We start from the raw sequence: 14320 nt of genomic DNA on the forward strand, positions 1-14320 counted from the left end.
ATCAGGATTCCGGATAAAAGGCCTTGGCCAGACTCAAAGCTGTTTCTCCGGTTCTGGGACCCAGACCTCCCAGCAGTAATCGACCGTCTACGGGAATAACACGGGCATTTTTACCCGCAGGCGTCTGTTTCAAAACAGGCTGGCTGTCGAACAACTGTTCCATGGTGAGGCCACGACCACGATCCGAATAGATAATCACATCAGGAGCGAGGGTCAACAGCGATTCATTGGAAAGAGGTTTATAGCTGTTGAACTGAGCTTCTGCAGGATTAAAACCACCGGCCAGCTTGATCAGGGCATTGGCTTCGGTACCGGCACCGGAAACGGAGGGGTTTCTGCCTTCCATGGCCAGCAGGAACAGGACTCTGGGTTTATCTTTGCCTTCGGCCAGTTGCTGTGAGGCTTTCAGGTCGTTCTCGATGGATTGCCAGAGAGCGTCGCCTTCTTTCTCTTTATCCAGCAATTTCGCCAACGAATGTATTCGCTTGTGAATGCTTTCGGCAGAGTTGTCGGTGGCGTAGGATTCAACTTCCAGACCCGCCATTTCCAGTTGAGTGATGGTGGTTTTTGGACCCATGTCGTCTGTGCCAATGAGCATGTCAGGCTTCAGTGCCAGAATACCTTCGGCAGAGAGCTGCTTGTGATAGCCGAGTTTGGGCAGTTTGTTAACCTGAGGAGGGTAGTTACTGGTGAGATCCACTGCTACCAGCTGGTCACCAGCACCCAGTGCGTAAATGATTTCAGTAATACCACTGCCGGCAGAAACAATACGTTTCTCCTCTGCTGAACGGTTGTTCTGGGCGTTGGTCACTGCTGCCGTTGTGAAGAGAGACACTGGCAGCAGGAAAGCCATTGCCAGAGAGGCCAGAAGCTTCTTTCCAGGCACTGTGTTCATGGACTTTTCTCCTCCATAAGGACTTGTGCGGCAGTGATTTCGTGCTCACTTAAAAACATCATTAGCTCAACCAGGTTACCCAGAGGTGCTTCCTGATCACCGGCGATCAGGACCGTGGTGTCAGGCGCTTGCTTGACGCGGGCCAGCAGCGCCTGACTAAACACTTTAAAACTGTCGTATTTATTCTCTGCCAGTGCCCAGGGCTGACCATTTGCCAGAATACTTACGGTCAGTGTTTCAGGCTCTTCAGTCAGGGCAGCTTCTTCACGGCTGGCTTCAGGCAGATTCACAGGCAGACTCAGGGTTTGCACATTGGCTGTGAACAAAAGGAAAACCATGACAATAAAGACAACATCCAGCAGCGGTGTCAGATCCGCTGCGGAAAAAGAGGCGTTTGTTTCGTCACTATCGGAAATACGAATCATGCTGGAACGGCCTCAGGACAGGTGCCGGTTTCCTGATTAAGGGCAATGCCATCGTCGTTCATTTTCAGGCCTTCCAGCAGCAGGTTGGCATGGTTCAGGGCAAACTCCAGTTTGGACACATAGTGATTGGCCCAGATGCCAAAACCGTGAGCGGCTGCCAGGGATGGAATGGCCACCATCAGACCAAAGGCGGTGGTGAACATCGCTTCCCAGAGGCCGCCAGCCAGAATATCCGGTGTTACCGGGCCCTGTACTTCAGAAATTCCCTGGAACATACCAATAAGGCCAAGAACGGTGCCCAGTAGTCCCAACATAGGTGCCAGAATACCAATCAGCATCAGTGGTTTCAGCCAGGCATGAAGGGTGTTTTTTTGTTTCAGGAGCCAGAGGCCTGCTACTTCTTCACGCATCTCTTTTTCGCAGTCATTGTGGCTCAACAGAATAGCGATACCCTTGCGAACACCTTTTCCGGCAACAAGGTTTTTGCAGAGTTTGTTCTGGCTGTTATTGCAGTGGGAGCAGCCGCGAACTTCATTGAGCAGGGTATTCATGCTTTTTTTATTGAGGCTGGGCAGCAGCGTAAAAGTGATCAGTCTTTCCAGGATAAGAGCCAGACTGATGCAGGAGATAATGACCAGGGGCCAGCCCATGAGTCCCAAGGAAGAGATCTGTTCCAGTAACATCAATTAATACCTGTTTTTTATCTTCAAAATCTTCTATTTTGGGTGAGCCAGAGGCTGTTAATTCAGTTGGAATGCCACGGGAATATGGACCCGGGAAGCCACCAGCCGGTTGTTACGCTTCTGGGGTTCGAACTCCCAGTCTTCAACCGCTGCAATAGCCGACCGGTCGAGTAGCCTGAAACCGGACGACTCCAGCACTTTTATGCTCATTGCATGGCCTTCAATATCTATCAGGACTTCCAGCATAACGACGCCCTGCTGGTTTCTTCGTTGCGCAGTGCGCGGGTATTTGGGAGGGACGGACTTGCGAATAGCAGGTCTGGAGACGAAAACAGGCTCGTTGCTGAGACCTTCTGCTTCACTCTTTTCTGTGGCGGTTTTGACTACCTGAGTCTCTGCTTCTTTTTTGGGCGGTTTCGGTTTTTTCTCGACCACCTTTTCAGGCTCAGGTTCTTTTTTAACTTCGGGCTTTTCAGGTTGTGGCTCTGGTTCCGCTATCTTGACGACGTTTTTCTTTGGCTCTGGTTTCTTGATGGGCGTTGGTTTTTTCTCGACAGGTTTGGAGGTATCCCTGACAGGCTCCTGGGGAGCAGCCTGCTGCACTGAAGAAAAGGTCATTCTGATGGGAGCCCTGATGCTGCCCTGAGCCACTTTAGTCTGCTCAACTTCCTGCTGACCATGGTAGATAGCCGCTGCCATATGTACGGAAATGGAGATGATCAATGTGAGTAGCAGCGTTCGAGACATAATCGGTTTACTTGTGCATTGGCGAGTGAAGATTACTGCAACTTTAAGACGTATTCAATAAGTCAAATGATAATAATTCGCATTTATTGGGTGCGCTGCAGTAACCGTCACAGGGTTAAAAGTCAGAACATATAGCGCACGTTCAGCTTGATATTGCGACCCGGCTCGTAGAGTGTTTCCCAGGCAGAAATGTAGTACTCGTTCATCAGGTTGTTGACTGTCAGATCGGTCTTGATGCCTTTCAGAGCGCCGGTAGTTGGCTCATAACTAGCGTAAAGGTCGACCAGATCGTAGCTGTCGTATGAGGACTGGCCGTCGTAATCGGAACGAATATCTTCCTGAGCACTGACATAGGTGTACCGTGAACCAATTTTCAGGTCACCCTGCAGCATCAGGTAGGCAGCATCTGCAACCACTTTGTCGGCCGGTATGTTATCCAGATATTCACCCGTCTTTTTATCTTCGCCACGGGTCTGGCCGTAGGACAGGCCGAGCTGGATATCCTGGTAACGATACTGGCCGGCCAACTCAAAGCCCTTCAATTGAGCTTCATCAACATTCTTCCAGGTTGTTTTGGTTGGAACACCAAAGATGTTTGGATCATAAACGAACTGGGTAATGAAGTTATCCACATCGTTCTGGAAGACGTTGGCTGTGATGGTCAGTTCATCATCACTCAGAAGGCCAGCAAAATTCATCCGGGCTGAAATTTCCTTATTCTTCGCTTCTTCAGGTTTGAGGTTCGGGTTGGGTACGAACCTGTTGGTGCCAACTGGCGTTGCAAAGTGAGTTCCTGTAGAGAACATTTCTTCCATATTCGGTGCGCGGAAGGCTTCATTGTAACTGGCAGTCAGAGTCAGCCAATCAGTGGTGTCCCAGATCAGGGCAACAGAAGGGGAGACTGCGTTGTCAGACTGTTTCTTTTCTTCAATGTCGGAGTCAGGACGGTTGTCCTTGGTCTCAAAGCGGTCATATCGAACCCCGGTTTGCAAAGTCCATGCCTCTGCCAAAGGAACATCTGCCTGAACAAAAGCACCTGCAGTGGTGGACTCGCCATCGAGATTTTCCGGGCGATTACCTTCATTTCCGAAGTCATCACGAACTGTTTCAATGGTGTTTTTGTAGGCATCAAGACCATAGGTTAAATCTAAATGAGTCAGCTTTGATACGTTGGTAAACGCTGCACCCAATGTCTTGTATCGGGTATTATCAGTCTGCTCGTCTTCAATACGATACTCATCAAATTCAGTATCGGTGTAAAACAGCTGGAACTTGCTGTCCACCAAAACGCTGTCAGGATTAAAAAGATAAGCAGCAGACAGGTTGGTGTTGGTGGACTCTTGAATAATCAATGGGGAGTCCGTATCTACAGCCGTTGCGGGATTGCTGGGAACTTTGGCATTGGTTTGAGCCTGCTGAGCTTTAAACTCAAGACGACTGTCGTCATTCAGCTGCCAGCCCAGTTTGGCCATACCACCCTGTTCGCGGGAGCCGGAGTTCTCAACCTCGTCTCCATTCCCTTCGCCGCTGGTCCCTGTTTCATAGTTACCACCGTCGTTATAGTAGCCATTGAGCAACCAGTCGAAGTTGTCATTCACACCATAAAGCGAGCCACTGGTGCGGGATTCATTATTGTTACTGTGGAAGCCTTGGGATACATAGCCACCCAAAGTTTCACCGGGTTCCAGCATTTCTTCTGCGGTTTTGGTGTTTTGCACAACGACACCGCCGATAGCACCTGAACCCCACAGGTTACTGGATGGACCCTTAACCACCTCAATAGATTTCAGCAGTTCCGGGTCTGTGAAATAACTACCACGGTGGCCGTTGGAGAAGTTTTGGCGGGCACCATCGGTGATCTGAAGAACACGAGTGCCTTCCAGACCGCGAATATTAATGTTCTGGGAGCTAGTGCGCGGGCCACCACTGACGGATACGTTTGGCAGAGACTGGACGGCTTGAGCCACAGACTCAGGTTGTTCCTGCTGGATCTGATACTGGTCTACGACTTCAATCGTCTGGGCTACATCGGTGATGTCTTTTTCAGATCGGGTGGCAGTGACTGTCACCTGATTGAGAAGGGTTGCATTGGTCTGAGGTGTGCTGTCTGCGTAAACAAAACCGGAAGACACTGCCATGACAGCAATTGCCAGTCTACTTTTGGTAAACGTCATTGTTGGCCTACGTGTACTGCTATTAGAGGATTCTTTATAGGGATCAATCACACAAGCGCAGTGTTCTGAATACCCCGAAGCGCTTGTGATGATGTTGCAGGATAATATGCAAAACACAACCTAAACGCAAATCATTATCATTTGTATAAAGAAATTGGTTTTTGCGATTGTGATATTTTTGGTTGCTCTGTAGGTTTTTTTTTACAGGTTTGTAATTTTCATTCTGCTTTGCTTCCTGCCGGGAGTCTGTCGGACTTAAGCGTCCGTCTGGGCGACCCCGTCTGGGCGACCCCGTCTGGGCGACCCCGTCTGGGCGACCCCGTCCAGGTGGACGCTTAAGTTCGACAGGCTGCTGGTTTTCGGTTGCCTTATTCTGTCTTGCATCTAAAGTGGTAGCTTATACACTGTGCAAATCTCGCAAAGGTCTCGGTATGTTTGTAACTCTCGTTCCGCCAGTGTTTGGAGTTGTTGTACGAGCAACATATTTCAGTCCTTCCTATCTGGTCTGGGGCAATTATCCAATACATCATCAGCAGCAAATAAATTTTTGTAACAGGTTTGATTGGCTGGATCGGCCCACTGGAATTTTTATCCACGGGATTAGATTTTCAACGAACACGGGTGATGTTTTCTGGGGGTTTGATACATATTTTTTCCGTGAGCAGGTACTACTGGACTGGCTAGTGAATTTTATTCCACTAGCGTCCTTTTCTAATGGGTTCTAAAGTCAAATGAGGCCTGTTCCAACATGATTTTCGCTTGGCGAATAGGCTTTAGTGACACTCCTTGCCTTGTCAAAGAGGTGTGAAATGAAAAAGACACTACTGGCGCTAACTGGTGTGGTGATCATCACAGTGGGCTGTCAGGATGAGAAACCGCCGGAGACAAGTGCGGTTGACGGTCCTCAGGCAACACATCAGAAAAACGCAATTGATGTAGCTCCAATCGAAGAAGAGCAGCTGACCAACACCGATACTTTTGTCGATTCTGGTCAAAACGCGCAAAACGCTCTGAATTGGATTGGCATTTACGAAGGTAAACTTCCCTGTGCAGATTGTGCAGGCATCGACACAACGCTGACACTCAATGAAGACGGCACCTACTCACTGGTTGAGTTGTATGAAGGCAAAGAAGGCGACCCAATCAAATCTGGAGGTAAATTCACCTGGAACAAATCGGGCAACGTCGTCACCTTGGTTGACGAGTCAGGTCCAAACCAATACTTCGTTGGTGAAAACATGCTTATGAAACTGGATGTGAACGGCGAGAAGGCAACGGGTGATTTAGCTTCACGCTACAATCTGAAAAAGATGCCCTGATGGTGACACTTGGCAAAGGAGAGTTCGAATGAACTCTCCTCGCCAGAACTACTGCTCGATCTTATGCTTCAGAGTGGCTTCAACCCGGCGGTTGGCGGCACGTCCTTCAGCTGTTTCATTGCTGGCAGCAGGCTGATCTTCGCCGTAACCAACGGCTGTGATGCTGTCGCCTGCAATACCATAATCATTGATGAGAATGTTGCGAACTGCATCTGCACGACGCTGTGACAAGTTTTTGTTGTATTCCTCAGCACCTCTGTTGTCGGTGTAACCTCCAATCTCCACAGGTACTTCAGGGTAGGCTTTCAGGAACTGAACCACTTCGTCGACGTTATCAATCTCGCCGGTTACCACGGCAGAGTTGGTAGCAAAATTGACGCTGAGCTTCATGCTGATGTCTTTTATCAGTGCGATTTTGCAGCCATTGTCGTCGACTTTGCGGCCTTCGGGAGTATTCGGGCACTGATCCATATAATCCGGAACACCGTCTTTATCGCTGTCCAGTGCACAGCCACTGGCATCAACCGTCGCACCGGCTGGTGTATTTGGGCAATTATCACGACTGTCAGGTACACCGTCCTGGTCGCTATCTGCTTCAACAGGCGCCGGGGCAGGAGCTGAACTTCCACCGAAGGCATAACTGATTCCGACGTTGACCAGACTGTCCCAGGTGCTGTCGTCGGCTCCGTGGATGCCACGAACATCCCCGCGCAGTGACCAGTTTTCGTTAATGGCATAGCGAACACCAACACCGGCGTTGGCCTGTGTTTCCTGAGAGTCATTGAGCTTGCCTTCAAATTCCCCGTGGCCCACACCCAGAATGGCAAAAGGTTGCCACCTGGCTGTCATGGGTTTGAAGTAGTAGAGAGCATCCAGGTAATACTGGTTGACATCGGTATCCCCAATTCTGCTGTCAGCATTGCTGTCGAGAAATCTCAGTTCTGTGGCCCATTGGTCGTTAAAGCGATATTCACCCCCCAGAGTCAGTGTGGTGGCATCGTCCAGATTGCGATCAGAATCAAAATTCTGAAGACCAATCGCAGGGTTGATATACCAGCGTCCTTCATCAGCATAAACCGAAGCGGCCAATCCGGTGGAAATTACAAAAGCCAGTAACTGTCGTTTTTTATACACGGCTACATTCCTTGGTGTCGTTGGGATGTAGGCGAAGTGTACCTATTTAATGTGCATCTGTTAAATGTCTTTGTGGCGTTAAATGAGATTTCTACCCATATTAAACGACATAGACTTTGTAATGTTGTAATGCCTTTATCTAAAAAGCAGGTCGTTCAACCTGTACTGAAGTTCTGTATAAACGCGATAGTCAAAAAGAAATTGTAAGAGCCGCAGAAAACTGCGGTCTATACTGGGTATCCATGGTCGGCAATGAGAAGCTGGTTGAGAGCAGACTCTGGCCGATCTGACGTTTATCCAGTCAGGGTGGAACTATGCCTTCAGATTCGAAGACCACTTCTTTTCATTCGTGGTTATTGTTGATCACTGTGTTACTCAAGCTGGGGCTGGCAGCCGGTTCTGCTTTTGCCAAACCCTCTGTTCAATGCACCGGAACACCGGAAAAGCTTGAAGCCGGTCAATCCATCAAAGTGATGACCTGGAATGTGCAGTTTATGGCCGGAGGCATCTATGAACTATGGAAGCCCCCGCAGCAACTCGAAGCTCTGGCTCTTGACAAGCAATTGTCTGTTTTTCATCAGGTAGCAGACCTGATTGAAGAAGAGAACCCTGATATCCTTCTGCTTCAGGAAGTCGACGTAGACCCCAGAGTCAGGATGAACCAGATCCAGTGGTTGAAAGACGCCCTGCCTGTAAGGTTTCATTGCAGTGCCTTCACCGCTTATAGTTATTTGAACGAACGGGCCTCACCGAATGTCCGGAAAGAGCCGGGTGGAGTGAACCTGCTGACCTTATCCCGGTTTGCTATTGACAGTGTCGTCAGGCATGACCTTCCTGCCATACCTGATCAGTCTCTTTATCCTGCGACCACTCAACGGGCCCTGCTGGAGACCGAAATCAACCTGGGAGCCGGGTCACTGACGGTGATTAACACGCATCTGGATGCTTTTGCCCAAGGGCTGGATATTATGCAAAGGCAGGTAAAGCAATTGGCTGAGCGGCTGGACCGGATGGGGGCCGACTCCCTGTGGATTACCGGAGGGGATTTCAATTTGATTCCGCAGGGACAGTATGAGCACCTCGATGACTCCGAGCAGTTCTGGTATCAGAAAGACTCCGAGTTATCCGTACTGACCGACAGGTTTCCGGTTGTTCCAACGCCTCAACAGGCTTCTGGAGAGGAAAGGCAACGGTGGTTCACTAGTCGAACCCGTCAGGATCTGGGTCTGGATCGGACGCTGGATTATCTCTTTTACTCAGCAAAGCTGGATCTAGTGAAGGCCAGAGTGGTCCAAAAAGCTGAAATGCTCTCGGATCATGTGCCTTTAGTGGCGGAGTTCAGATTGCAGAAGAACTGATTTATTTTCAGGATTAACCTGACTGATCTCTCAATTATCAGTCCTGTTCGTCATACTCGGTCACTGACTCGGGAGACGCTGTAACAATCGCATTGACGCCCGAACTTCAGGAATTGCTGTTAAACAATGAGCCTACCCGCGATTCAAAAAACACATCTGGCCCTGGCCGTCATGGCAGTAGCAAATGTCACAGTCAAGGCTGAAGAAGCTTTGCCGTCTATACAACCCACTCTGCTGGACCAGGTGACTGTATCAGCGACACTGACTGAACAGAATCTCGATTCGGTGGCCAGCAGCGTGGATGTCACCACGGCGGATGACATTGAAAAGAGAATGGTCAATGACATTGATGACCTGGTTCGTTACGAGCCGGGGGTCAGGGTCACAAATGATGGCAGAACCGGTGCGGGCAGCTTCAATATTCGTGGGATGGATGCCAACCGGGTCAAGATTACTGTAGACGGAGTGGATCAGGCCAAAGCCTTTGATTCCACCAAAATGTTTTTGCGTTCCCAGCGAAATTTTATTGACCTCGAAACCATCAAGGTCGTTGAAGTCTTAAAAGGTCCGGCATCGACCGTACATGGTAGCGATGCTATTGGCGGTGTTGTTGCTTTTGTCACCAAAGACCCGGCAGACTTTCTTCATCCCGAAGGTAATGACGCCAACGCATCACTGAAGGGGGGATACTCCTCTGCTGACAGTGCCTTTACTGAAACAGCAACGTTTGCTAATCGCAGTGATGATCTGGAAAGCCTGCTGATTTATACCCGTCGCGATGCCAAAGAAACCCGGACCCATGGTGGTGCCGATGTGAAGGGTGAGGCCAGGGAAGAAGCCGACCCCAAGGATATTAGTGTCAATAACGTACTGGGCAAGTTACAGTACCAATTGAACGACGATCATCGTATGGGGCTGACAGTTGAGTGGCGGGAGCTTCACTCTGACACTGATTTATTGTCAATGGTCGGTGTACAGCCCACTGGAAACCCTTCTCCTTACAGCAAATTTGAAGCAGAGGACTCAACAAAACGTCAACGCCTTGGCGTGTTTCATGAGTGGGAAGCGTTCATACCGGTTTTCGATACGCTTAAGTGGACCCTGAACTGGCAGGAAACCGAGACTAATCAGATTACCTACGATGAAATGCTGGTCGAGGTCCCGGGCCCTTCGAAATGGAAAACCCAGGCGAGAAACAAGGATTACATCTACAGGGAAACCAGCTGGCAGCTGGATCTGAAGATGACCAAATGGCTTGACTTCAAATCCTCCGATCACCTTATCAGCTATGGACTGGAGCTGGGAAGAAAAGAGCAGAATAACCTGAACAAGACCACATACGTCAAAAATCCAGCTGGTGAAGAGAATGACATTAGTCGTTATGCGCCGCTGGCGACCGTTGAATCTTCGGGTATCTATCTTCAGGATGAAATAACCCTGCTGGACGATCGTCTGACCGTGACACCAGGCATTCGTTATGACAGTTTTTCACCAGAAACTGAAACGGATCAATATTATAAAAAAGCATATAAAGACAAATCATACGACAGTTGGTCTGGAAAACTGGGCGCTGTTTACAAGTTCACAGACGTATTTTCAGGGTTTGTACAATACAGCCAGGGCTTTGGCACACCTGATTTATTTGCGATGTACTTTGAAGAAATCGTACCTGTCGGTTCAATGAACATTCATGTCATGCCTAATCCCGATCTGGAGCCCGAGAAAAGTGACTCTATTGAAGTAGGATTGAGAGCGAACGGGCGACTTGGAAGTGCAGAAATCACTGCATTTTATAATCGGTATGACGACTTTATTGAAATGGTTCCCCTTGGAACAGTTGGGAGAGATGTTCAGTACCAGTATCAGAATCTGGATGACACAACCATCAAGGGTCTTGAGTTCAAGGGCCAACTCTGGCTGGATGAAGCCATAGGGGCGCCCATTGGAACAAGTTTTAAGACAGCGGTTGCCTGGAGTAAAGGTCAGGGTACTTTCTCCAATGATAAGGGAGAATTATTTAAAGACGATCCTTTAAACAGTATTGCTCCGCTCACCGCTGTTATTGGACTGGCCTATGATTCACCCGATGACAACTGGGGCGGGGAAATGATGTGGACTCTGGTCGCCGCGAAAGATAAAGACGATATCTCTAAAAGCGATATTGCTTCAGACGAGAGTGAAGCAGGGGGCGAACAGTTTGCAACACCTGGCTATGGTCTTGTAGATATGACCACTTATTGTAAGCCCATTAAAGACGTGATTCTCACTGCCGGTATTTTCAACATTACTGACAAGAAATACTGGAAGTGGGATGATGTACGCGGTCTTTCTGACACCTATAAGGGCCTTAACCGTTATACCCAGACCGGCAGGAACTTTTCTGTCAGTGTGAAGTGGGAGATATGACCAGGCTGTGTCACAACTCTGGTTCCCTTGGGAACCCATTCCTTGCCTCAACCTGAAAACTTCCTTAAAACACACCATTTTCGTTGCGAATGTTGCCGCCACTGATCATTGAATAGAAGCGCATAAAACCGTCCAACGCTTGAATGGAATCCCGGTGTTCAACAATACGACCATTCTCCAAACGCCAGTTATCAATGATATTCATACCCTTTTCATCGTTACCACGATCATCTTTATTCAATGTGGCGTGGGAATGAAAGATCACATAATCACCATCTGCATAGATGTGTTTTACGTCGTAACTGTATTCCGGATAGTCTTCAACAAACTCCTTCAGGAAGCCCACCAGGCCGGTATTGAGTTCGTCACCCTAGTTCACATCAACAGGCTTGCGTTTTCGATGTATTCTTTTGTGATTCGACAGGTCTTGCGCGTTTTTGCAGACCTTCCCACAAGTTCGCTGCTGGCCATCTTCGTGGACCACGGTTTCGCTACAGGTTTTTTGCCCGGAGTGGTCTCTCATTTTGTGATTCGCCAGGGCTGTGATATGCCTGCAAACTCTTCCGCATGGTCGTTGCTGTCCATCTTCTCCAACCACGATCACTTCACAGGTTTTTTGCCCACTGTGGATTTTGCTTTTGTGATCCAGCATTGCTCGAGTGTTCTTAAGGACTTTCCTGCATGGTCGCAGTTGGCCATCCTGTCCGAGCGCGGTCAAGTTACAGGTTTGTTGCACGGAGTGAGTTCTTCTTTTGTGATTCGACAGGACTTGAGAATTCTTAAAGACCCTCCCGCATCGCCGCAGCTGACCATCCCCCCCGGGCACGGTCAAGGAACAGGTTTTTTGCCCGGTGTGGAAGCTGGTTTTATGAAACGACAATGATCGTGTATTTTTGAAAATTTTTCCGCATGGTCGCAGCTGGTTATCTTCCCCGAGCACAGTCAGGTCACATGTTTGTTGTCCAGTGTGAGCCTCTCTTTTGTGAGCCGAAAGGATTTGAGCATTCTTAAAGGTCTTCCCACATGGCCACAGCTGGCCACTCTCCCCGGGCACGGTCAAGTCACAGGTTTTTTGCCCGGTGTGGATGCTGCTTTTGTGAGACGACAGGGCTCTGACATTTTTACAGACCGATCCGCATTGACGAAGATGATCATCCTCCCCTAACACTAACACGTTGCAAGTTACTTTACTGGCAAGGCAGGTTGCATCGGCTTCCCCTGAAACTACTGAGTTCAGGGCAGCACCATCGGAAGAGTTGCAACTATAACACTGTGTATTGGCCAAATGGGGGCATGAAATTTGTTCGGGTGTTTCTTCTGTGTTGTTTGTTGAACTTTCTTCACAAACCAACGCTCCACTCTCGGATGGATTGGAAGATTGTCGGAATCGACAAACACCATCACAGGGATAGAGATAACAATTTAAACCCAAAGTATGCAGGTATTGTTCAGGGCCTTCGTTGTTATTGCCAGAGTCAGAATTCAGGAGCCTGGTGAAATAGCCTTTAATGTAAGTGGTAGCCTGAGGGATTTGCTGGCCGGATGATGTTGATGGCTGGCCTTGTTGTGGGGCATGTTCAGAGCCAGGCATCGTTGTGGTGATTACGAACAGATGATTTTGAAACAGATGATTTTGACACGCTTCTTTTTGTTCAATCGAATTAAACACTGGTGAGTCGGGGTTGAAATAGCTTTTTAAAAGCCAACCGACAGCGATAGCTGTTGCCAGAGGCGGCCATGAACAAGGGAGCGAGTCCAGAGGGGAGTTTTGGATGGTCAGAAATAGTTCACAAGCAACCAGCAGATTCGTAGCACAAAGCCACCGCCACGAAATCGACTCAATGAGGATCGTTTTCACCCTGTAGCTGTAAGGTTTGTGTCGTTTGTCATCAGGTGACGAGCCGGGTTCTGCATAGCCGTCTGAGTCGATATTGTCTGAGGGGTTCCCCGACAACATGCGGAGGTCAAGCTTTATAGAAAAGTCCCGGTTTGGAAAATCTGCATTCTGCTCGAGCTCGACAACAAAATGTCTTGTCAACGGTTTAGATTGGCTGATGACAGACAATGACATTAAGAGCAGTGCTGCAAAGAGTGAGTGTTTAATAATTCTATCCCTGCCTTCTGGGTTACAGAGAGGAAGGATAGATCAAGATAATAAGTGTGCTTTTGCGTATTCCACGTGAAAGGGCTGGGCGCTTGCGCAGACCTTCCCGCACTGTTGCTGCTTGCTCTTTCCGGAAGTCGGCCTTCCGGGACTTGAGCCCGGGACCTGCCGAGTATGTGTCTTTCAATTTGTGCTTTCGTATCATTCCAAATGATCCCTTATCTTGCTTATAACCTCTTGTTTACTGGACTTATTATTTCCATAAGCTTCCAAGCTGTACTATTGTTTTCCGCTTAAGTCCGACAGAAAGGGGGGGGTGTAATAGAAGGTGCAAAGAGGGCGCAACATCCAAAGATGGTTTTAATGGCAAAACTAGCCCCAACTCAAGTGAAGAGCATTAAATACCGGCTTAGTGAACAGGTATGGAGTCGCGATGATGGAGTTTTGCTATTTGAGAAAAGGAATAGCGGTATTGTTGAGGCTTACCGACAGGCCAAAAGCAGTACTTAAAAATAGGAAATACGTAAAAAAGGTAGGTCTAAATCGGAAATAAAACCATGCCAGCACAACAAAAGCCGCAATACATAACCGATGACGAGGGAAACCGGGTATCAGTCGTTTTGCCTGTGGATCAATATCAGGAGCTGTTAGAAGACCTTGAAGATCTTGCGACAGTGGCAGAGCACCGGTGCGAGGAAACCGTATCCCATGATGAGCTTATCAAGTCACTGAAGGCAGACGGCAAGCTATGAGTCGTGAAGAGCAGGAGGCGTTGCTGGGGAAGGTGGGATAAGGACACCTTGCTATCTGAACAACTCGGAATGACTCCCGAGCCGTTCAAACACAATACGATCATCATCCAGCCTGTAGATTAACAACCAATCTGGCTCTATATGGCATTCCCGCCTGCCATTATAATTCCCGGTCAAAAGGTGATCCCTGTGTCTGGCAGCCAGGGGCTTCTGCTCTACCAGCTGGCGGGTGATAAGCTTGAGTTTGTCAATATCTTTCCCCTGCTTCCTGGCTTTTTTAACGTCCTTGTGAAAGCGGTTTAAGAATACGGGTATCAGCATGC

Annotated in this window: 13 protein-coding genes; 4 read left to right on the forward strand and 9 right to left on the reverse strand. The window is 48.7% G+C overall.

From position 1 onward, the window contains the following. Position 1 precedes the first annotated feature (1 nt). The 5 genes from ACO6VG_RS08470 to ACO6VG_RS08490 all read right to left on the reverse strand — a co-directional run bounded on the left by ACO6VG_RS08470 (position 2) and on the right by ACO6VG_RS08490 (position 4924). Positions 2–895 (reverse strand): heme/hemin ABC transporter substrate-binding protein, encoded by an 894-nt coding sequence (locus tag ACO6VG_RS08470; RefSeq protein ID WP_422136533.1) that lies wholly within the window; start codon positions 893–895, stop codon positions 2–4. Then, on the reverse strand, positions 892–1320 hold the full coding sequence (locus ACO6VG_RS08475; RefSeq protein WP_422136534.1) for an ExbD/TolR family protein: 429 nt from the start codon (positions 1318–1320) through the stop codon (positions 892–894). The genes ACO6VG_RS08470 and ACO6VG_RS08475 overlap by 4 nt, the downstream gene beginning before the upstream one ends. Then, entirely contained in the window at positions 1317–2003 is a 687-nt protein-coding gene (locus tag ACO6VG_RS08480; protein WP_422452054.1) for a MotA/TolQ/ExbB proton channel family protein, read from the reverse strand. Before ACO6VG_RS08480 ends, ACO6VG_RS08475 begins: the two co-directional genes overlap by 4 nt. A gap of 57 nt (positions 2004–2060) precedes the next feature. Beyond that, positions 2061–2750 carry an energy transducer TonB gene (locus ACO6VG_RS08485; protein WP_422473495.1) on the reverse strand — a complete coding sequence of 230 codons (690 nt, stop codon included), beginning with the start codon at positions 2748–2750 and terminating at the stop codon, positions 2061–2063. Between the two features lie 122 nt (positions 2751–2872). After that, positions 2873–4924 (reverse strand): TonB-dependent hemoglobin/transferrin/lactoferrin family receptor, encoded by a 2052-nt coding sequence (locus ACO6VG_RS08490; protein WP_422410396.1) that lies wholly within the window; start codon positions 4922–4924, stop codon positions 2873–2875. 809 nt (positions 4925–5733) lie between these two features. Here ACO6VG_RS08490 and ACO6VG_RS08495 point away from each other — a divergent pair. Then, the gene (locus ACO6VG_RS08495; protein WP_422136538.1) at positions 5734–6243 is read left to right on the forward strand and encodes a copper resistance protein NlpE; all 510 of its coding nucleotides are present in this window, start codon (positions 5734–5736) and stop codon (positions 6241–6243) included. A 48-nt stretch (positions 6244–6291) separates the two neighbouring features. Here ACO6VG_RS08495 and ACO6VG_RS08500 read toward each other — a convergent pair whose 3' ends face one another. Continuing rightward, entirely contained in the window at positions 6292–7377 is a 1086-nt protein-coding gene (locus ACO6VG_RS08500; RefSeq protein WP_422136539.1) for an outer membrane beta-barrel protein, read from the reverse strand. Positions 7378–7691: 314 nt separating this feature from the next. On the opposite strand from ACO6VG_RS08500, the gene ACO6VG_RS08505 reads away from it, so the two are divergent. Both ACO6VG_RS08505 and ACO6VG_RS08510 read left to right on the forward strand, forming a co-directional pair. Beyond that, positions 7692–8735 carry an endonuclease/exonuclease/phosphatase family protein gene (locus tag ACO6VG_RS08505; RefSeq protein ID WP_422139667.1) on the forward strand — a complete coding sequence of 348 codons (1044 nt, stop codon included), beginning with the start codon at positions 7692–7694 and terminating at the stop codon, positions 8733–8735. A 126-nt stretch (positions 8736–8861) separates the two neighbouring features. Continuing rightward, positions 8862–11141 carry a TonB-dependent hemoglobin/transferrin/lactoferrin family receptor gene (locus ACO6VG_RS08510; protein ID WP_422136541.1) on the forward strand — a complete coding sequence of 760 codons (2280 nt, stop codon included), beginning with the start codon at positions 8862–8864 and terminating at the stop codon, positions 11139–11141. Between the two features lie 64 nt (positions 11142–11205). On the opposite strand, the gene ACO6VG_RS08515 is transcribed toward ACO6VG_RS08510, so the two are convergent. Beyond that, positions 11206–11487, reverse strand: coding sequence for a nuclear transport factor 2 family protein (locus ACO6VG_RS08515; RefSeq protein WP_422139669.1), 282 nt, complete (start codon positions 11485–11487; stop codon positions 11206–11208). A gap of 24 nt (positions 11488–11511) precedes the next feature. Next, positions 11512–13212, reverse strand: coding sequence for a hypothetical protein (locus ACO6VG_RS08520; protein ID WP_422473497.1), 1701 nt, complete (start codon positions 13210–13212; stop codon positions 11512–11514). A gap of 590 nt (positions 13213–13802) precedes the next feature. On the opposite strand from ACO6VG_RS08520, the gene ACO6VG_RS08525 reads away from it, so the two are divergent. Next, positions 13803–13997, forward strand: a complete 195-nt coding sequence (locus ACO6VG_RS08525; RefSeq protein WP_422139671.1) for a hypothetical protein — start codon at positions 13803–13805, stop codon at positions 13995–13997. Between the two features lie 51 nt (positions 13998–14048). On the opposite strand, the gene ACO6VG_RS08530 is transcribed toward ACO6VG_RS08525, so the two are convergent. Beyond that, on the reverse strand, positions 14049–14318 hold the full coding sequence (locus tag ACO6VG_RS08530) for a type II toxin-antitoxin system YafQ family toxin (RefSeq protein WP_422139672.1): 270 nt from the start codon (positions 14316–14318) through the stop codon (positions 14049–14051). Positions 14319–14320 lie beyond the last annotated feature (2 nt).

Origin of the sequence: Endozoicomonas sp. ALB032, from assembly GCF_049310125.1 — a bacterium.
Lineage (GTDB): Bacteria > Pseudomonadota > Gammaproteobacteria > Pseudomonadales > Endozoicomonadaceae > Endozoicomonas_A.